The following is a 19,288-nucleotide window of genomic DNA, read 5'->3' as shown; positions in this document are numbered from 1 at the left end:
GTTGCCGCTGTTGATCGTGTCGTCGCCACCGTTGCCAAAGATCGTGTCGTTGTCACCATCGGTGCCATCAATCTGATCGCCCTGCGCGTCGGTATAGCCGGGGTTCATCACCTCGCCCGCATCCAGACCGTCAACCGGGCCTACATATGGTTCGCCCAAGATGGTTTCGATTTCGCTAAAGGTGAACGATCCGGCTGGGTTGCCAGCGCTGTCGAACAGGTTGACCGTGCCGTTCTGGCCGTTGCCGTTGCTGTCAGGAGTCAGATCCGTCAGGCGGAAGTTCAGGCCACGCAGGTCCAGCGTGTCTGTATCTGTGTTGATCAACGCGTTCGGATCAAAGCCGCCCGCACCACCGTCAACGACATCACCCGCTGTACCGCCGATGATGGTATCCTGGTCCGCGCCACCGCTGATAACGTCGGCACCTTCGCCACCGGTCAGCAGGTCGCGATCATCGCCACCGATCAGCGTGTCGTTATCGTCACCGCCTTCAAGGGTGTCATTGCCTGCGCCGCCGTCGATGAAATCATTGCCTTCGTCGCCCATAAGCGAGTCGTTGCCAGAGCCGGCACCGCCACCGATAGTTTCCTCAACGGGCGCGTCAAAATACACATCCGTGATGGTAATCCCGGCGTTGTTGCCCGCAGACAAAGATTGATCCATCGAGTGGGTAATCTCGAGGTAATCAACCGGGCCCGCGATATTCACGAGGGCAGAGAAATTCGGATCGGTATCGGCACCATTGCCGCCGCCGCTGAGCAAGGTTTCTGTGCCGCCGACCCCATCGAGGTTCTGTGCAGTCACGCCAGTGCCAGTGGATACATCAATTGGTGTGCGTGTGCCATCAGGGCCAACCGCAACAATGACAACCTTCGACGCGTTGTCGATGTCGTTGATACGGAAGCTGACATTGGTAACATCTGACGAAAAATCAAGTTTGTAAGTCGCACGTTCGCCGTCTACGTCGGCCAGCGACGCCAGCGCGCTGTAGGCGTTGGTCGGTTCGGCATCGCCGGTGATTGAATGAACCTTTTGTTGGTCCGTCGAAAATGTGGTTTGAGGCGTGTTCGACGTGTTGGTGACCGAGAACGCGACATTTACGTTGCCCGTATCCTGCGTGAACCCGCCAGACAGGTCGTCATTGTCGTCAACGGCTGTGCTATCGCTTGGATCGGGCGCTTTGTCCCACTCAAAGCTTTCGCGCACGGTAGTGCCGGTCGAGACCGTCGAACCTGCCGCGTTATTGTCACCATAGATGGTGTCATCGCCGGTGCCGCCCGCGATTGTATCATCGCCGTCGTTGCCTTCGATGTAGTCATTGTCGGTGCCGCCGTCGATGGAGTCGTTGCCACCTTCACCATAGATGGTGTCGCTGCCTGCATCACCGGTGATCACATCATCGCCGCCGTCAACGCTGGCAACCAGTTCGCCGGTTGGTGCATCGTAATACATTTCGGTGATGTGGATGCCGGAATTGTTGCCACCATCTTGCGTGTGGGTCACGACGATCCGGCTAACCGGACCGGGGATATCGACGTTCAGGTTATAGGTCGACGAATTCACAGCGCCGTCGCCGCCATTGCTGTCAGCCGTATCGGCACCGGACACCAGATCAGTATCCTTAAGGGTCAGGCCGGACCCGCCGGTCAGGTTAACCGTGATCGGGTTCCCATTGATGTCAAAGGCCGTGATCTTGACCAGGCCGTCATTGTCGACGTCGTTGATATTGAAGGACACATTCGACACAGGGGCAGAAAAGCCCCAGCTGAATTCACCTGTATTGCCATGACCGTTTGTGGTCGATTTAAGCGAGCTGTCGCTATCAACCGGATCACCGTTCGACACGATGCCGTTTGTGTTCAGATTAGCTGTGCCAACGTCCGACTCGTGGTAGCCGGTATCAACGGTGCGCGCATAGGTGACCGTGACGTTGCCGGTGTCTTGGGTAAAGCCATTGTCGATCTGATCGCCACTGACGCCTTCCCATTCGAAATTCTCGCGTACGGTTGCCGACTGCGCCCCGCTGTCGCCGAAAATGATGTCGTCGCCCGCGCCGCCGGACAGCGTGTCATCTCCGGTCGAGGTATCATCAATAGTCAGGGACGCTGGGTTGTCAAAATACACATCCGTGACATTGACGCCAGAGTTGCTCGAGGTGGTGGCGGAGTGAATGAATTCGATCCGCGAAACTGGGCCTTCGATAGATACGTTTACCGAATATTTCGAACCGGCTGCATTTTCGTCACCGCCAACGCTTTTCGCCATATCCACACCGAACATGCCATCGGAATCGATCAGTTGAACACCTGACCCACCGGTCAGATCGACGTCGATCAATTCTCCGGCAGCATTATAGGCCATAACCTTGACCTGGCCACCGTTGTCGATGTCATTAATGTTGAAAGACACATTGCCAACCGCTTCGTCAAAACGCAGTTCAAAGGCAGTGTGCCCCGAATTGTTCGCCAAGGTGTCAAACGCGCTGTTTTGGTTGACCGCGTTGCCGTCACCTTGGATGCCGGTCACATTCTGCTGGTCGTAAGTGTACTGTTGGTAGGCATTATTATAGGGGGAGAACGTCTTGAGTTCGAACGTCACATTGACGGTGCCGGTGTTTTGCACAAAGCCCGCCTTGAGGTTGTCATCTTCGTCGATCGTTGTGCCGTTGCCGCTTGGATCGGGGGCTTTGGACCACTCAAAGCTTTCGCGCGCCGCGCCTGCGCCGCTTGACGTTCCGCCATCGCCAATCAGAAAATCGTTGCCGTCTTGGCCAAGAATGCTGTCATCGCCCGAGCCGCCAAAAACCGTATCGTTTCCGGCACCCGCCGCGACGGTGTCGTTCCCTCCGCGCGCGACGATGATATCGTCATTCGAACCGACATTTCCTAAAATCGCATCATTGGCATCAACGCGGTCACCGTCCGGGTCGCCCGTATAGGCGGTGTTGATTAGATTACCGCTCCCGGTTCCTTCGACGATTCCATCCTTGCCGCTGGTCGGCGGCGTTGTCGTGGTTGTAGACGTCGTTGTCGTTGATGATCCGAAAAAAAGACTGGTGAGGCTTCCAAGGAAAAGTGTCATGTTTGTCGTCTCCAAAAATCTGTTTAGGCGCGTTTGGACTGATCCGTCCGCCTCATATCTGTAATAAGCCCGTTTTCCGGGCGAAGCTGGTCAGTCGAAACGGCCCTGGATGCCGTTGGAAATATTATGGTGCGATACCGGGACAAAACCCGAGCAGCGGTTCTCGTTAAAATTGCACGCTGCCAAGGCACCGCGTGTTTCAATACGCTCTGGTAGAAACCAGAATGCGGAAGCAATAATTTTGATTTGTGGCAAAGTGGCGGTCACAAAATGGCGCTTAAAAGAAGAGCCGACAAATGTTTGCCCGGGAGGGTTATCTGACAATCGGACCGATGGGGTTGTTCTACGGTCCACGACACTCTTCTTCCAATCCACGTTCTTCTCCTTGCTCCGCCAACATGACGGGCTGCGATACGGCAGCGTACTAACAAACCGAACAAACACAGGCGGCCGCATGACGACACGCAATACGTTCGGACCGCTCTGAGGAGAAGTTAAGACCACACACGGTCTTTCACAGCGAATGGCAGTTCGCATGTGGTGTGTTCGACAGCTAACCGTACAGCGAACACATCTTCCCCGCACAAAAGTACGCGTTCAATGCGGTCGCCCCCGTGACCTACAGACTTTGCCCCCCAGTTGGGCAACTCTTTAATATCTTGACGGAAGCTTTACAGAAAGAGAAAAATTATCGCCAAATGCGAGCATCTCTGAAAACTGCCAATAACTTTAAGTAAGGTTATTCGCAAAAAATCCCTCATAAATTGCACATTGTTTACAGGTATTTTTGCACCGATCCGCGTTCGCGCATAAAAATATGGGAAATTTCATGGAAAGGACCTGGCGAATTTGCGCGCAGCGGCACTGATTGTTTCCAAATTGAAACCAAGCGTTTCTGAAGTGCGGGAATGAAATCGACGTTGTTCTCAGATATTACACTAATTTGTGTAAGAACCAATGAGGCCGAATACCCAGTATTTAAGCAAATTCATGCAAAAAGCTGCCCTATTGCACACGAATCAAACGAGAGAACGATTCGACGCTGATCTGTGCAGTACGCTACTGAATGATGCATCTATCGCGGTAAATACTTGAAATGCAGGCGATATTCCAACCTATGGTTGGGCCATGCCAGCTGAGGCCCTAACGACAGGGACCGTGCCTCGCGTCGCTGCAGCCAAATTTATGAATTTCTCAATTTGTTGGCCTAACAAAGGATTTGCTGCACTGCTGCCCCTTGGTGCGGTGCGCCCAGTGTCCCCAAAGTTGGAGATGAAATCAAGTTTCTCGGCCAAGCCATCGGTCGTCTTTTGAAATTATGGGAACCTTAAGTACTACTGCTCTAAGCACCTCAAAAGAGGATCGCGCTTATGAAAATTTCAAGAATCTGTCTCGTTATCTTACTTGCTGTGGGTCTGATTGGGATCGGCAAATATCTTCAAGAATCCATCGCCGCGTTACAGGACTATAAAAAGGTTCAGACTTTGGAGGCTCTGGCGCGCTCGACCACCACTTGGTCAGACGCAACAGTGGCGCTTTCTCTAGAACGAAGTGTGACCCAAGTTGCCCTTTCCGTTACAGGCCCCACCCCCACAGCGTTTGTAAAAATGATTCGCGATCAGCGTGCACTGTCGGATCGCACATTCCAAAATGCATTGGCTGAATTGGACGCGGTCGACTTTCCAACGAAAGATCAGTTCATTGAACGGGCGCAAGAACACCGGTCGACTTTCAAAAAACTGCGCACAGAAGTCGACGCAATGCTCGCCTCGGAAGGCACCGACCGGCCTAAGAACCGCGTGAAAGACCTCCCCTTTGAACTGAAGGCACAAATCACAAGCCTGAAGCTGTTGTCGAAACTTTTGACGATTGAAAACAGCCTCACATCTTCGACCGTTGCGGCACTGACAAACATCGAAAATGCCGCTTGGGAGATTAGGGAGTTCGGCGGCAGAGCACGGACATACTATGCCACAGCTACTTTGAACGGCACGGCCATTCCGTCTGATCTGAAAAAACTTATCAACGCAGATAGTTTGCGCGCTGCAAACGCATGGGGGATCTTGCAAGATCAGCTTGAGCTTGTCGCGTTGGATCCGGAGTTCAAGCAGAAGATCACAACAGCAGGAGGCAGATATTTCGGAACCTATCTTCCTGTTCTTGAACGTCTGGATGCTGCTATGGACGGCGCTTCGGGAGCCGCCGAGATTACATATCCAGTCACATTTGACGATTTTTTCAAACTGTCGAACACTGCTTTGGCGGATATGGCGAATATCTCCCAGGATGCCGGAACCCAGTTGCGCCTCTATTGGGAAAGCGACCGACAGAGCCATCTTTATTCCTTGTTGTTAAATGCAAGTATGATGATTTTTGATGTCTTGTGTGTGTGTGCAGCCTTATATTTTGTCGCGACGCGGCTGGCCAATCGTATAGAATATGCGTCTCAAGCGATCGAAGCGGTCACTAAAGGCGAATTGGATCAAGAGATTGATGAACGCGAGAATGACCTTCTTGAAATAAAAAGGCTCACCTCAAGTTTGAAAAAGCTCATCGCCTCTGCCCGCGAATCCCGTGCGCTCCTAGCTACGCTTGACAATGTGGAAGCGCAGGAAAAACAGCGCCTACAGATGGAAGAAGAACGCGAAAAGCGCTTGGCCAGCGAAGCAGAAACGGCCCGAGACCGGGAAATGACCGCCGCGCAAGAAACAAAGCGACTAGCTCTGTTTACCGAATTTCAGACCGATATGGAAAACGTACTGGGACAGGCCGCAAAGGGGATCTTCACCAACCGGATATCTGATAGGTTTCAAGACCAAAGCCTTGCAAGCCTCGCATCCGTAATCAACAGCCTTCTAGACACGATCGAGACAAATATCTCCGACGTCGCTGATAGTATTGATGATTTATCCCAAGGGAACCTTGGTGTGCGCATCAAGGGGGAGCGTCAAGGCGCGTTTCTACAATTGCAAGAAGACTTCAACGCCGCACTTTTGACGCTATCGAAATCCATGTCCCAGATCATGCAAAATGGCCAAAACGTATCGGCAACTTCAAGTGAGCTTGAGGCGACATCGCGCAGTATGGCCAAGAGGGCAGAAGACAGCGCCGCTGCAATTCAACAGACCTCCGCAGCGGCAGAGGATATTGCGACGAGCATCCGCCAAGTTGTTGAAAACGCAAAGACCGCTGACGCCGCGACGCGCAAAGTTCGCGACAGTGCTGACAAGACCAAAAAAGTCTCTGACCAAACAGAGGCGTCCATGCATGCGATGACGGAGGCCTCTACACAAATCAACCGCGTCGTTAAAGTGATCGAAGACATTGCGTTTCAAATCAATCTTCTTGCACTGAACGCCGGTGTCGAAGCCGCCCGCGCGGGCGAGGCTGGCCGCGGATTTTCGGTGGTGGCATCCGAGGTGCGCGCACTTGCCCAAAGATCACAAGATGCCGTGCGCGAAATCAGCGAAGTTATTGAACAAAATAACCGAAGCGTTGAAGCCGGGGTTGAACAGGTGGAACTCTCCAGGAACGCATTGCAAGGAATTATCTCGGATGTAGAAGTTGCATCAAGCCAAATCTCTGACATTGCAAAAGCAGTCGAACAGCAATCCAACGGTATAGAAGAAGTGACGCGCGCAGTACGCTCCATCGACAGTGTTTCTCAGACGAATGCTGCCGCCCTTGAAGGGATGACGGCGTCGAGCGTGGCGATGAATGCCGAGGCTAAATCACTTACGACAGCATTGGGACACTTCCATGGTGTAGAGGTGCTACCAGTCGTTAAAAAGGCTGGCAAAGTGATCCCTATGGGAAAGCCCAATCAACGCACAACTCCGCAGGCCCCCTCGACATCACCGCAGGTCGCGCGCAAGACGACAGCCAGCAACGATGATTGGGCAGAGTTCTGATGGTCGTGGCCCCGGCCCTCGTGACTGGTTTCATTTATGTCTGTAGCGAGAGGTGAGTGTGTGAAAAATACCGCATCTAATTCTGCACCACCGTCGCGCGAAACGGAGAACCTGTGGTATTTGGTGCGTAGTCGAGATCTCCCTTATGGGACCAAATTATCAGGTCTGAAGGGGGCGCAAGGCATGACACCAGATGAAGCGCGAGGGTTTTACGCTGAACGTTGGAACGTCTCCCTTTCAGGACATTTCCTTTGGAAATACCCAGCCGGACAGGGGATGAAACAGATCAGATTCCGTGATGCCGTGCGCGGAACGGCGGTCAAGCCACCGCTCCCTGACACGTCATCGACCTGTCCACTGGACAAGGTGAAGCTTATGTTGACTTGTCGCGCCCTCCATAGCCCCACGCGGTCAACTGCAATGCGCATATTGTCGTAGCTGCCGCGCTCCGGTTTGCCTTCAAAGAGACGGAATCCACGCCAATGGGTATCGAACAGCATCCGTTGAATGACAGCGCGTTTACGCAGGAAATGTTATGAGAGGGGCATGCGTCCGCAACAGATAGGCATGAACCAGAAAGCCTTGACTCTTTGAGAGCTTGATCTGGAAGGTTTTTAGCTTGGTGCGCTCGCCGCCCAGACCGGCAAAATCCTCGTTCCCGTCGAAATGGAATGCTGCCCCTGGACGGGACACCTATGGCACGAATGTGCCGCGACCAGTCGCCAGCGGCTCCCGCTGCCGAACAGCCCGCCATTACCGTGCAACCGCAGCGACCTGACCACAGACCAAGCACTAGCAGATCAGCATGCGATTGCTTCAGCGTCCGCCGCTGCTTGCGCGATCTACCAGCTTCCGTTTTTAGCCAACCAGCAAGCTTCTCCGCGAACGGATCAAGTTTAATCTGCCTCTCCAGTGAAACAAATTGCAGCTCGATCGTCCCCACATTCAAGTGCTCTGTGATGACCTACCAGTGTGTCTCGCAATCCCTCGGATCGACAGATTCTCCCGCAGCGCCACATGTCTGATTATGTTTGAAAGTCCAAGCGGTATTAATCCATTGCGCATCGCGCTCAGGGGAAAGGGTTACAGGGTCCAAATCTCAGTGGAAATTATCCGTCTAGCCGGTTCACCTCTGCGCAGAAACCTATACCGCATCTTAGCTTTATTTGCTTCAAGCATAGGGATTTTCAAGGCTTCAAAAATCTTTCGATCTGACCACCTAGCCGACGTCGGCCGCACCAAGGTACTATGAATTTTCCACCTAAAAGCTTTCAGAAAACAAAAGGTTAATCAATCAGGCTGGTAGCAGGAGCATAAATTTTAAATCAGAAAAGATGGTCCGGTATCAAAAAGTCCAGGTTATCTAATCATTCAACTAAATAACCTGGACTTTATTTGGTACCCGAGGCCGGACTCGAACCGGCACACCTCGCGGCGGGGGATTTTGAATCCCCTGCGTCTACCATTCCGCCACTCGGGCCGCAGGGGTCTGTTACCGTGCAATTGCCGGGTCGGCAAGCGGAAATTTGAGGCTTTCTCTTGACCCTGCCCTTTGGTCGTGGTGTTGCAACTCAACGAACCAGCCTTAGCGGAGCTTTTGCCATGATCAGACGTTTTTATGATTGGGTCATTGGCCTCGCACACCACCCCCATGCCATATGGGTTTTGGCTCTTGTCGCTTTTGTCGAAAGCTCTGTTTTTCCGATCCCACCGGATGTGTTGATGATCCCGATGATCCTCGCTCGGCCACGTCAAGCTTGGTTGATTGCAGGCGTGGCTCTGATTGGCTCAGTGTTGGGTGGGCTATTGGGGTATGCGATCGGGGCGCTTGCCTTCGAATCGCTCGGGGCTCCGATACTTGCCGCAATGGGCAAGGCCGATGCTATGGCCGAGTTTTCGACGCGCTTTAATGATTTCGGATTTTGGGCCGTACTTGTCGCGGGCATCACACCATTCCCGTATAAGGTGATCACGATCATGTCGGGATGGACGGGAATGCCGCTGTTCACCTTTATCGCCACGTCAATTCTGGCCCGCGCGTTACGCTTTTATATCGTTGCCGCGTTACTATGGAAATTTGGCCCACCGATCCGCGACTTTATCGAAAAGCGCTTGCCGTTGGTGTTTACCGTCTGTGTCATTCTGCTCTTGGGCGGTTTCTTTTTCGTGAGGTACCTATGATGTCGCGCAACAAATACGTTCTGCTTGCAACGCTTGGCTCTGCCGCACTTCTGTTGGGTGCTTTCGGATTTCAATATTTGGGGGGCATGGCACCTTGCAAGCTGTGTTTATGGCAGCGCTGGCCCCACGGTGCGGCAATTTTTGTAGGGCTGTTCGTTCTGTTTGGCGGCCCTAGGGTTCTAGTTTGGCTTGGTGCGGCAGCCGTCGCAACCACCGGGGCCATCGGGGTCTATCACGCCGGGGTCGAATGGAAGTGGTGGCCCGGTCCATCATCGTGCACAGGCGGCGGCATGGATCTGGGCGCGCTCAGTGGTAACGACCTTCTCTCTATGGACGCGCCGTCGGGTCTGGTAATGTGCGACGAAATCGTCTGGCAGTTGTTTGGTCTGTCTATGGCGGGTTGGAATGCCGTGATTTGCGCGGTTTTGCTGGGCCTTTGGGTCGCTGCGGCACGCCGTAAGGTTTAAGCCAAGCGCGCGCCCTGCCCTGACTTTCTGGTTTTAAGAAGAAGGCTTGTTTCGCTGGCCACGACACCTTCCATCCGGCGGATACGGGCGAGAACTTCGTCAAAATCTTCCAAGGTAGCGGCCCCTATTTCAACGATCACATCCCACCGACCATTGGTGGAATGCACCGCGCGCAATTGCGCCATTTTCGTCAATGTGCGGGTAATGCGTTCGGTGCCGCTCCCTTCGATTTCTATCATCATAAGCCCCCTGACCGGATCGGCCAGCACGTCTGAGCGGGTCACAACCGTAAAGCCGACGATCTCTCCGCTCGCGCGCAATTTTGCAAGCCGGGCGCGCACAGTTGTACGTGATAGGTTTAGAAGCGCAGCTAAATCAGATAGGGATTGTCGCGCATCCTGCCGTAGCGCTGCAATCAGTGCTTCGTCCGTTTTGGTCATTATTGCATTCCTTTTCGAACAATAGGTATCCGTTTTGTGCCATTATACAAAGAGTAATTTAACAAATGCACCAGAAATACCCCCTTTAGCCCGTTTTCAGCCCAGATTATCGTTGGGGGCTCAAGGTTTTCCATTATGGAAAGTTATAAATTCCATTATGGTCAATCGGACGCCATATTGGTCAATATAGTAAGTTGATGGCGAACATATTTGCCAGATACACCACTCTAAACCCTTGCGAAGGAATATTCGGATGACACAGCAAAATTGCATTCTACTGGGTGCCCCTATGGATAGCGGCAAACGTCGGTTGGGTTGTTTGATGGGGCCGGATGCCTATCGCACTGCAGGTCTTGCGACGGCGCTTGCCGATCTGGGGCATAGTGTGACGGACCGCGGCAATGTGCTGCCTGCCCCCTATACCCCTGGTCAACACCCCAAACTGCATGCGCTTGAAGAAACCATCGCGTGGACACAAAGCCTTGCCGACGCGGCCGAGGCAGCGCTTGGCGACGGTACCCCGATTTTCATGGGGGGCGATCATGCGCTGGCGTCCGGCACCGTCTTGGGCGCAATGCGTCATGCGCAGGCGCAGGGCCGACCGTTGTTTGTCCTATGGCTTGATGCGCACAGCGATTTCCACACACCTGAAAGCACCGACAGCGGCAATTTGCACGGCACCCCGTTGGGGTATGTGACAGGCCGCGAAGGTTTTGATGCATTCCCCGCGCTGCCCTATTCCTTGCCCCATGACAATATCGCCATCATCGGCTTGCGCTCGGTTGATGCTGCCGAACGTGCGGCACTTCAGGAAACCACGATCCGGCGGGTGGACATGCGCGAGATCGACGAGACCGGCATCGCAACGCCTTTGAACGCTTTCCTTGAAAAAGTAGCTACGGCGAATGGTATGCTGCATGTTTCCTTGGATGTTGATTTCCTTGACCCGTCGGTTGCCCCAGCCGTCGGGACCACTGTTCCCGGGGGGGCCACTGTGCGCGAAGGCCATCTGGTGATGGAGATCCTGCATGACAGCGGCTTGATGACATCGCTTGATCTGGTTGAACTGAACCCGTTTCTGGACGAGCGCGGCCGCACGGCCCGCCTGATGGTTGACCTTGCCGCCTCTGCCTTTGGCCGGCGGGTATTTGACCGCCCGACCCGCGCGTATTGATCCCCCGAAAGGACCCTTGTCATGACCGATCTTTCGCCCTCCTCCAAAGCGCTGGTGCCCTTTGTGTCCGTTCATAACATGATGCAGTTGATCCATCACATCGGGATCGAACCGATGTTGGTGGGGCTTGGTGACTATATCGAGGCCGATTTTCGGCGGTGGGAACAGTTTGACAAGACACCGCGCGTGGCCAGCCACTCAGAAAATGGCGTGATCGAATTGATGCCGACGTCGGATGGCGAAGTTTACGGATTCAAATATGTCAACGGGCACCCATCCAACACGGTGGAGGGATTGCAGACTGTCACGGCCTTCGGCTTGCTGGCGAATGTGGCCAATGGCTATCCGGTGTTGTTGTCTGAGATGACGATCCTGACAGCGCTGCGCACGGCGGCGACTTCGGCCATAGTGGCGCGGCTGTTGGCCCCCAAGGGTGCACATGTCATGGCCATGATCGGCAACGGGGCGCAATCCGAATTCCAGACCCTGGCGATGAAGGCGATTGTCGGCATCGACGAAGTGCGCCTGTATGATATTGATCGCGCAGCAACGGCAAAATGCGCCGAAAACCTGGCGGGCCACGGGATCAAAGTTGTTGCCTGCGAGACCGCCGAGGACGCCATTCTGGGCGCTCAAATTGTAACCACCTGCACCGCTGACAAGCAATATGCGACGATCCTGACCGACAACATCGTGGGGGCTGGTATTCATATCAACGCCATCGGTGGTGATTGTCCGGGCAAGACCGAACTGGCCCCTGCGATCTTGCACCGTGCGGGCATCTTTGTGGAATACCCCGAACAGACCCGGATCGAGGGGGAAATTCAACAGCTTGCACCGGACCATCCCGTGACTGAAATCTGGCAGGTTCTAACCGGTCAGGCCACAGGCCGCACCGATGACAGGCAGATCACCCTCTTCGATTCAGTCGGTTTCGCGATCGAAGATTTCTCGGCGTTGCGCTATGTGCGCGACCAGATTGCTGGCACGGGGTTCTTTGATCCCCTTGACCTGCTGGCCGATCCCGAAGATCCGCGTGATCTGTTCGGGATGCTGCAACGGGCGGGTTAACGCTATTATTGTGCTGTCACGTCGTGGTGGTACAGCCAGTTGAACGCGCCGATCATGGCACCCGGGGCCAGTGTGCTGGCAACACGCAGGCCCAAATGGGCGGCTGTGCGTTGAAACCCCGGACGCAGATGATAGCGCGCGGCATTGCTTGCGGCGGTCTTGATCACCCGGCGCACGCGGGCCTCGCGGATTGATTGATAGCGGTGCAAGGCGGGCGCAAGCGGCTGCTTTGACAGACATGCGGCCAGAACCCACGCGTCCTCTAGCGCCATATTGGCCCCTTGGGCCAGAAACGGCAGAGTTGGATGGGCGGCATCCCCCAACAGCGCCACACCGTTTTGCTGCCAGACAGAGGCGACGGGATGATGATGCAGCCCCCATAGGGTACAATTCTCAACTGCGGCGATCATGTCTGCCGCCCTTCCGCCAAAGCCCGCAAACGCATGGCGCAGGTTGGCGGGGTCATCTGCGATGCTCCAACCTTCGGGTGCCCAGCTGTCACGCTCCTCGACCGCGACAAGATTGACCAGCTTGCCGCCGCGCAGGGGATAGCTGACGAGATGACGCCCCGGCCCCATGGTGACATGCGCCTCGGGTGGGTGATCAAAGCGGTTGGGGACCAGCGCCCGCCACGCCACCTGTCCCGAAAATTGCGCGGCATCATCCCCGTTCAACGCCGCGCGGGTTTTGGAATGAATGCCGCTGGCGTCAATGATCACTTCGGCACGGCGGCGGGTCTTTTGGAGCATCTGTAATGTGGGCGGATCACCGGGAAGTACCTCTTGCACCGATTCGCCCAGTTCAACGGAAACATTCCCCCGTTTCGCCGCACCGAACAGGATGTCGATCAGATCGGCCCGATGCACGAACATGTAGGGATGACCCGCCTGCCCCCGCATCAGGTCAAGACGCGCCACCTGACTGCCGGCCTTGTAATCTTGCAAAACCACAGCCTGCGCGCGCACGGCACTGCGCTCTTTCAGCTTGGCCTCAAGACCCATGGCCCGCAGAACTGACATACCATTCGGGCTAATCTGCAATCCTGCGCCAACTTCTGAAATTCGGGGGGCTTGTTCCACCAAGGTCACTGCCACACCATGGCGCGACAGCGCGGCAGCGGCTGCAAGCCCGCCAATACCAGCGCCAATCACGATTGCATTGCTGATCGTCACAGCCTGCTCCCTTGTTCAAATACCTAAAAAAATATAAAAAAAGCGCCAGGGCTCTTACCCTGGCGCTTTCATAAAAAAATCCTACGACACCCGTCGATCAATCATCGCGGTGCACTTTTTCGCGGCGCTCGTGGCGCTCTTGCGCCTCAAGGCTCATTGTTGCGATGGGGCGTGCGTCCAGACGTTTCAGCGAAATCGGTTCACCTGTAACCGAACAATAGCCAAATTCACCCTCGTCGATGCGGCGCAGGGCCGCGTCAATCTTGTTTACCAGCTTGCGCGCCCGGTCCCGGGTCCGCAATTCCAGCGCGCGATCTGTTTCCTCCGAAGCGCGGTCGTTCACATCGGGGATGTTGCGCGTCCCATCTTGAAGACCCTCGATCGTGTCTCGGCTTCCGGCCAGCAATTCAGCCTTCCACGTCAACAGTTTGCGTCTGAAATATTCGACTTGCCGATCATTCATGAATGGTTCGTCTTCGGCAGGACTATAGTTGTCCGCCAAAAATACTTCCTGTTTCATATCATTCCCCATAGCGGTCTTAATCCAGTCCTTGAGGTGCTCTACGGCCCCTGTTCCCTGCGGATCATCTAACGCAGCGTTCCTAGATTGTCACTACACAATGCCTACGTTTTTTGGTTTAAGGGCCCCAAATTAGCGCGTCTTATAAGGTTGATAACAAGATGAAATTCCAAGGAACTGACGATTATGTCGCAACGGATGACCTCACCATTGCGGTGAATGCAGCTGTTACGCTGGAACGCCCACTGTTGGTAAAAGGTGAACCGGGCACGGGTAAAACGGAACTTGCGCGCCAAGTCTCGAACGCGCTTGGTCTACCTATGATTGAATGGAATATCAAATCCACTACCCGTGCGCAGCAGGGTCTGTACGAGTATGATGCCGTCAGCCGCTTGCGAGACAGCCAATTGGGCGAAGAACGCGTCCATGATGTGAAAAACTATATCCGCAAGGGCAAGCTGTGGCAGGCGTTTGAAGCAGACGGTAAAACCGTTTTGCTGATCGACGAGATAGACAAAGCCGACATCGAATTTCCCAACGACCTTTTGCAAGAACTCGATAAGATGGAATTTTTCGTCTACGAGACCGGTGAAACGATCAAGGCAGTCAACCGCCCGATCGTCATCATCACCTCGAACAATGAAAAAGAACTGCCTGACGCATTTTTGCGCCGCTGCTTTTTCCACTACATCCGCTTTCCTGAAATGGACACGCTGCGCAAGATCGTCGAGGTGCACCATCCGGGCATCAAGGAGACCTTGCTCACCACTGCGCTGACCCAGTTCTATGAAATCCGCGACCAGCAAGGGCTCAAGAAAAAGCCATCGACCTCTGAGGTGCTGGATTGGCTGAAATTGCTGCTGGCCGAGGATATGGATGCCGCCGATCTTAAGAAAGACGGCAAGAATTCACTGCCCAAGCTGCACGGTGCCTTGCTCAAAAATGAACAGGATGTGCATTTGTTCGAACGGTTGGCATTCATGGCCCGGGCGCAGAAATAACCCTTCTGACCACATCTGGTATAGGCCCCGCTTGGGGCACATACACACTTGTGGCGTGCATGATACGCGCGCCACAAGCCTGCCCCAATCGTTAACTTTTTTCTCTCTTTTGACATGTTTGCTCCCTAGAAAGGACCCGATGACAGGCGAAAAGACCCTGTAATCAGCTCAAAAGGGCAAGGCAGGCAAAATGATAGATATGATTTCAGCACGGTATGTGCGCTGCGTACGCTATTTATTCGCAGAACGGATGTGGGCGTCCAACGGATTTTCGACGGGTCGATCTAAATGAGGGGCCGCTTCCTTTTCCCGTTGATGTTGTTCGTTAATGCCTGTGTGCCAGCGTCGCATCCCGGTGTTGTTTCGCGCGCTTCGCTTGAGACACCAACCACTTCGTTGCCCCCTATGAAAAGCTTTACGGCACATCGTGCGTCGACTGCCCCGCGCTCGAACAACGATTTGTCGCTGGATTTTATCGAATTGGCGTTTCGGATGGAAAGCGGCAAAGACCTCTCCGTCCTCACCCGCTTTGAGGGGCCGGTCACCATCCGCGTCATTGGTGCGCCGCCCCCGACGCTGAACCCTGATCTATCCCGCCTGATCGGCCGGTTGCGATCCGAAGCCAAGATCGACATTAGCCCGACAAACGCCGCCACCGCGAACATAACGATCGAGGCCGTCAGCCGCAGCAAGATCCGTCAGGTGCTGCCACAAGCGGCCTGTTTCGTGGCCCCCAATGTCAGCAGCATCGCGGAATACAAAAAAGTGCGCCGCTCTGCGCAGACCAACTGGTCGCTTTTGAAAACGCGCAGCCGTGTAGCGATTTTTCTGCCCAATGATGCAAGCCCCCAAGAAGTGCGCGATTGCCTGCACGAAGAAGTCGCCCAAGCGCTTGGGCCCTTGAACGATCTATACCGTTTGCCCGACTCCGTCTTTAACGACGACAACGTGCATACAGTGCTGACAGGCTTCGACATGATGATCCTGCGGGCCTATTACGATCCTGCCCTGCGCTCGGGTATGACCCGTGGTCAGGTGGCAAATGCCCTGCCCGAAATCTTGGCCCGGATCAACCCGCGCGGCACCTCTACGCAAGCGCGCTTTGTCACCAGAACGCCACGCGAATGGAATGCCGCCGTGCAAGGCGCGCTTGGCCCCGGGCGCTCTGACGGGCAGCGCCAAGACGCCGCCTATAGCGCGATCAAGATCGCCCAGACCTTGGGCTGGCACGACCACCGGCGCGCATTTGCACACTACGCCATGGGCCGCGCGCTCCAAGGCGGCGACTCCGAGGCCGCGCATAAACAGTACCAGCTGGCCGAACTGTTCTATTCCCGCAACCCCGGCACCCAATTGCACCGTGCCTACGTCGCGACGCAACTTGGTGCCTACGCAATTTCCAAAGGCGATGGGCTGGAGGCCCTGCGGCTTATTGGCCCACATGTCGAAACCGCCCGCAACAGCGAGAATGCCGCCCTGCTCAGCACCCTTCTTTTACTGCGTGCCGAAGCGCTTGAGCTTGAAAATCGCGCTGCCGAAGCGCGGCTGGTCAGGCTGGACAGTCTAGGCTGGGCACGATACGGGTTTGGCTCTGATTGGGCTGTGCGGGCCAAAATGCGCGAAATCGCGTCGCTTAACCCGCTCAAATAACAAGCGAAGCGGGCCGATATGATTGTATTAGTTCTTGCCGTGATTGGCGCATTGATTGGCGGTTTCACCGCGTATAGACGCAAGGGAAACCGCAAGGACATGGCACAATATGCGGCTGGCTTTGGGATGGCCTTTATTGTTGTTGGGATGATCCTTACAGTCATCATCGACCGAGTCCTCTCCGGGGTTTAACTGATGTTTCTGCCGTTCTTCGACCAATTGCGTCGCCACAAAGTTCCCGTATCCATGCGGGAGTTCCTGGCGTTTCTTGATGGTATGGCAGCGGGTCTTGCGACCTATGATGTGGATGCGTTCTATTATCTGGCGCGCGTCAGCATGGTCAAAGACGAACGCAACATCGACAAATTCGATCAGGCCTTTGCCGCTGCATTCAAGGGACTGGAAAACATCAGCCTTGATGATGTCCTCGAAGCTGTTGATATTCCGCAAGACTGGCTGGAAAAGATGGCTGAAAAGCATCTGACCCCCGAAGAAAAAGCCGAGATTGAAGCCGCAGGCGGTTTCGACAAGCTGATGGAAACCTTGCGCAAACGCCTTGAAGAACAAAAGGGCCGCCATCAGGGGGGCAATAAATGGGTCGGCACGGCGGGCACTTCGCCGTTCGGGGCCTATGGTTACAACCCCGAGGGCGTGCGCGTCGGCCAAGAAGGCTCGCGCCACCAACGTGCCGTAAAGGTCTGGGACAAGCGTGAATTCAAGAACTTAGACGACACAGTTGAACTAGGCACCCGCAACATCAAGGTCGCCCTGAAACGCTTGCGCCGATGGGCGCGCGACGGTGCCCAAGAAGAACTGGATCTGGGTGGTACAATCCGCGCGACAGCGGAACACGGCTATCTTGACGTGAAAACCCGCCCCGAACGCCGCAATGCCGTCAAAGTGCTGCTGTTCTTGGACGTCGGTGGATCGATGGATCCCCACATCAAAACGGTCGAGGAATTGTTCAGCGCCGCCAAAGCAGAATTCAAACATCTTGAATATTTCTACTTCCACAACTGCCTTTACGAAGGCGTCTGGCGCGACAACCGCCGTCGTTGGGCCGAACAGCAATCCACCCAAGAAATCATGCGCACCTATGGCCCTGATTATAAATGTATTTTTGTGGGCGACGCCTCCATGTCCCCCTACGAGATCGCGTATCCCGGTGGTGCCAATGAACATTGGAATCCCGAAGCAGGGTCGGTTTGGCTGGAACGTGCGCGTGAACAATGGAACAGCAGCCTGTGGATCAACCCGATCCCGGAAAAATACTGGCCCTACACCCAGTCCATCAAGATGGTTCAGGAAATCTTTGGCCAAGACGCGATGGTCCCGATGACCCTCGAAGGCCTAAGCCGTGGCATGAAGGCCCTTACCCGCTAAAGCGCCGAAAAGCGTTATCTTCACAGGCCCCTCCCTTTACCCTTTTATAAATACTCATCTGCGCTTGCCCTTCCGCGCAGACCAACCATATTGAGGGCATGATACGCGTCATCCCCATCCTGCTCGCCGTGCTCTACGGGCTTGCCATGTACCGGTTTTCCGCATGGCGCACGGCGAAAGAGCTGGACGAAAAATCAACCGAACTGATTGATCCGGCCCTCCGCGAGATGAGTAACAAGATGGCGAAAGCCCTCGATGTGCCGCGCATCAAGGTCCATATCTACGAGGTCGCACCGGTTAACGGTCTTGCCGCCCCTGACGGGCGCATTTTCATCACCCGTGGGTTTTACAATAAATTCAAAGCAGGCGAAGTCTCGGCCGAGGAGCTGGCCAGCGTGATCGCCCACGAACTAGGCCATGTCGCATTGGGTCATTCCCGTCGCCGGATGATCGACTTTTCCGGGCAGAACGCCATGCGCGCCGCGTTGGGTATGATCTTGGGCCGGCTGATTCCCGGAGTTGGAATCTGGATCGCAAATATGTTGGCCAGCATGCTGGCAGCGCGTCTGTCGCGTTCCGATGAATACGAGGCCGACGCCTATGCCGCCGCCCTCCTGACCAAGGCGGGCATCGGGGTCGCACCGCAAATTTCACTGTTCCAAAAGCTCGAGGCACTGACCCAAACCAACCACGGCACCGCCCCCGCTTGGCTGATGAGCCATCCAAAAACAGATGACCGCATCGCCGCCCTGACGACGTTGCAAAAACGCTGGGATGTCTAATCGGTTAGCGTAGCGCCTTCGCAAGACGCGGCAGGCGCGCTTTTTTCAGCAAGGGGCGCATTTGCCAGTCCTGCCCTGACAGGCGCTGCGCCTCGGCCAGAACCATCGCCGCGGAATCTTCGATCGCGGTCGGGCTCTCTAGCCAGAGACCGTGCAGATAGCTGTCCGGATCGATCCGTGCCAGCCCTTCTTCTGCCAGAATACCGCGGGGAAAATCCTTTGCATTCAATGTCATGATAACGTCAGCGTTGCCGTGGATCGCGGCCGCAAGAACATGAATGTCGTTTTCATCGGGCAGATAAAGCCGCTGTTCAATGCCAGGGCTTACGCTGACCTCAGCGCGGGGCCACGCGGCACGCAGCAGGGCAATCTCGGCGCGCGCCTGCGCTTCGCCTGTGGGGCCAATTTTGATCGCAGCCCGCGCCCATTCTTCAAGAATGCGCGCAGACCAGAGC

General features: G+C 55.1%; 16 protein-coding genes and 1 tRNA gene. 10 read left to right on the top strand and 7 right to left on the bottom strand.

Annotated features, from left to right (window positions below; all coding sequences use genetic code 11):
* Both ABYT07_RS10655 and ABYT07_RS10650 read right to left on the bottom strand, forming a co-directional pair.
* Positions 1-3,081, bottom strand: a 3,081-nt coding sequence (locus tag ABYT07_RS10655; RefSeq protein WP_372991509.1) for a beta strand repeat-containing protein, incomplete at its 3' end; no start/stop codon positions are given.
* A 90-nt stretch (positions 3,082-3,171) separates the two neighbouring features.
* Positions 3,172-3,456 (bottom strand): hypothetical protein, encoded by a 285-nt coding sequence (locus tag ABYT07_RS10650; RefSeq protein ID WP_372991507.1) that lies wholly within the window; start codon positions 3,454-3,456, stop codon positions 3,172-3,174.
* A 995-nt stretch (positions 3,457-4,451) separates the two neighbouring features.
* On the opposite strand from ABYT07_RS10650, the gene ABYT07_RS10645 reads away from it, so the two are divergent.
* Positions 4,452-6,992 (top strand): methyl-accepting chemotaxis protein, encoded by a 2,541-nt coding sequence (locus ABYT07_RS10645; RefSeq protein WP_372991505.1) that lies wholly within the window; start codon positions 4,452-4,454, stop codon positions 6,990-6,992.
* Positions 6,993-8,388: 1,396 nt separating this feature from the next.
* Here the strand turns inward: ABYT07_RS10645 and ABYT07_RS10640 are convergent.
* Positions 8,389-8,472, bottom strand: a tRNA-Leu gene (locus ABYT07_RS10640).
* Between the two features lie 122 nt (positions 8,473-8,594).
* On the opposite strand from ABYT07_RS10640, the gene ABYT07_RS10635 reads away from it, so the two are divergent.
* Positions 8,595-9,173 carry a YqaA family protein gene (locus ABYT07_RS10635; protein ID WP_372991503.1) on the top strand — a complete coding sequence of 193 codons (579 nt, stop codon included), beginning with the start codon at positions 8,595-8,597 and terminating at the stop codon, positions 9,171-9,173.
* Positions 9,173-9,640, top strand: coding sequence for a disulfide bond formation protein B (locus tag ABYT07_RS10630; RefSeq protein WP_372991501.1), 468 nt, complete (start codon positions 9,173-9,175; stop codon positions 9,638-9,640). The genes ABYT07_RS10635 and ABYT07_RS10630 overlap by 1 nt, the downstream gene beginning before the upstream one ends.
* On the opposite strand, the gene ABYT07_RS10625 is transcribed toward ABYT07_RS10630, so the two are convergent.
* Positions 9,637-10,080, bottom strand: a complete 444-nt coding sequence (locus ABYT07_RS10625) for an Lrp/AsnC family transcriptional regulator (RefSeq protein WP_372991498.1) — start codon at positions 10,078-10,080, stop codon at positions 9,637-9,639. The two genes, ABYT07_RS10630 and ABYT07_RS10625, sit on opposite strands and share 4 nt — an antisense overlap.
* Before the next feature lie 253 nt (positions 10,081-10,333).
* Here ABYT07_RS10625 and rocF point away from each other — a divergent pair, with 253 nt between their 5' ends.
* Together rocF and ABYT07_RS10615 are read left to right on the top strand one after the other, a co-directional pair.
* Positions 10,334-11,254 (top strand): arginase, encoded by a 921-nt coding sequence (gene rocF / locus ABYT07_RS10620; protein ID WP_372991496.1) that lies wholly within the window; start codon positions 10,334-10,336, stop codon positions 11,252-11,254.
* Positions 11,255-11,275: 21 nt separating this feature from the next.
* A complete protein-coding gene (locus tag ABYT07_RS10615; protein ID WP_372991494.1) occupies positions 11,276-12,325 on the top strand; it encodes an ornithine cyclodeaminase in 1,050 nt (349 codons plus the stop codon).
* Between the two features lie 5 nt (positions 12,326-12,330).
* Here ABYT07_RS10615 and ABYT07_RS10610 read toward each other — a convergent pair whose 3' ends face one another.
* Both ABYT07_RS10610 and dksA read right to left on the bottom strand, forming a co-directional pair.
* Positions 12,331-13,497, bottom strand: a complete 1,167-nt coding sequence (locus tag ABYT07_RS10610) for an FAD-dependent monooxygenase (RefSeq protein ID WP_372991492.1) — start codon at positions 13,495-13,497, stop codon at positions 12,331-12,333.
* Positions 13,498-13,594: 97 nt separating this feature from the next.
* Positions 13,595-14,017, bottom strand: a complete 423-nt coding sequence (dksA, locus tag ABYT07_RS10605; RefSeq protein WP_372991490.1) for an RNA polymerase-binding protein DksA — start codon at positions 14,015-14,017, stop codon at positions 13,595-13,597.
* 161 nt (positions 14,018-14,178) lie between these two features.
* On the opposite strand from dksA, the gene ABYT07_RS10600 reads away from it, so the two are divergent.
* The 5 genes from ABYT07_RS10600 (at position 14,179) to ABYT07_RS10580 (ending at position 18,833) form a co-directional block, all read left to right on the top strand.
* Positions 14,179-15,018: an AAA family ATPase gene (locus ABYT07_RS10600; RefSeq protein WP_372991488.1), complete on the top strand. Its 840-nt coding sequence runs from the start codon at positions 14,179-14,181 to the stop codon at positions 15,016-15,018.
* 288 nt (positions 15,019-15,306) lie between these two features.
* Positions 15,307-16,668, top strand: coding sequence for a DUF2927 domain-containing protein (locus tag ABYT07_RS10595; RefSeq protein ID WP_372991486.1), 1,362 nt, complete (start codon positions 15,307-15,309; stop codon positions 16,666-16,668).
* A gap of 18 nt (positions 16,669-16,686) precedes the next feature.
* Positions 16,687-16,860: an apolipoprotein acyltransferase gene (locus ABYT07_RS10590; protein WP_372991484.1), complete on the top strand. Its 174-nt coding sequence runs from the start codon at positions 16,687-16,689 to the stop codon at positions 16,858-16,860.
* Positions 16,861-16,863: 3 nt separating this feature from the next.
* Entirely contained in the window at positions 16,864-18,051 is a 1,188-nt protein-coding gene (locus tag ABYT07_RS10585) for a VWA domain-containing protein (RefSeq protein ID WP_372991482.1), read from the top strand.
* A 98-nt stretch (positions 18,052-18,149) separates the two neighbouring features.
* On the top strand, positions 18,150-18,833 hold the full coding sequence (locus tag ABYT07_RS10580) for a M48 family metalloprotease (protein ID WP_372991480.1): 684 nt from the start codon (positions 18,150-18,152) through the stop codon (positions 18,831-18,833).
* A gap of 4 nt (positions 18,834-18,837) precedes the next feature.
* Here ABYT07_RS10580 and ABYT07_RS10575 read toward each other — a convergent pair.
* A partial coding sequence (locus ABYT07_RS10575) for an RSP_2648 family PIN domain-containing protein (protein WP_372991478.1) occupies positions 18,838-19,288 on the bottom strand: 451 nt, incomplete at its 5' end.

Source organism: Sulfitobacter sp., assembly GCF_041552635.1.
GTDB lineage: Bacteria > Pseudomonadota > Alphaproteobacteria > Rhodobacterales > Rhodobacteraceae > Sulfitobacter.
Note: the sequence above shows the minus strand (reverse complement) of the source record. Positions and strands in the feature narration are given on the sequence as shown.

What these genes read in the sequence shown, in the direction of transcription:
- ABYT07_RS10645 (WP_372991505.1), top strand. Translation starts at nt 4,452, where the DNA reads ATGAAAATTTCAAGAATCTGTCTCGTTATCTTACTTGCTGTGGGTCTG.
- ABYT07_RS10635 (WP_372991503.1), top strand. Translation starts at nt 8,595, where the DNA reads ATGATCAGACGTTTTTATGATTGGGTCATTGGCCTCGCACACCACCCC.
- ABYT07_RS10630 (WP_372991501.1), top strand. Translation starts at nt 9,173, where the DNA reads ATGTCGCGCAACAAATACGTTCTGCTTGCAACGCTTGGCTCTGCCGCA.
- ABYT07_RS10625 (WP_372991498.1), bottom strand. Translation starts at nt 10,080, where the DNA reads ATGACCAAAACGGACGAAGCACTGATTGCAGCGCTACGGCAGGATGCG.
- rocF (WP_372991496.1), top strand. Translation starts at nt 10,334, where the DNA reads ATGACACAGCAAAATTGCATTCTACTGGGTGCCCCTATGGATAGCGGC.
- ABYT07_RS10615 (WP_372991494.1), top strand. Translation starts at nt 11,276, where the DNA reads ATGACCGATCTTTCGCCCTCCTCCAAAGCGCTGGTGCCCTTTGTGTCC.
- dksA (WP_372991490.1), bottom strand. Translation starts at nt 14,017, where the DNA reads ATGAAACAGGAAGTATTTTTGGCGGACAACTATAGTCCTGCCGAAGAC.
- ABYT07_RS10600 (WP_372991488.1), top strand. Translation starts at nt 14,179, where the DNA reads ATGAAATTCCAAGGAACTGACGATTATGTCGCAACGGATGACCTCACC.
- ABYT07_RS10595 (WP_372991486.1), top strand. Translation starts at nt 15,307, where the DNA reads ATGAGGGGCCGCTTCCTTTTCCCGTTGATGTTGTTCGTTAATGCCTGT.
- ABYT07_RS10590 (WP_372991484.1), top strand. Translation starts at nt 16,687, where the DNA reads ATGATTGTATTAGTTCTTGCCGTGATTGGCGCATTGATTGGCGGTTTC.
- ABYT07_RS10585 (WP_372991482.1), top strand. Translation starts at nt 16,864, where the DNA reads ATGTTTCTGCCGTTCTTCGACCAATTGCGTCGCCACAAAGTTCCCGTA.
- ABYT07_RS10580 (WP_372991480.1), top strand. Translation starts at nt 18,150, where the DNA reads ATGATACGCGTCATCCCCATCCTGCTCGCCGTGCTCTACGGGCTTGCC.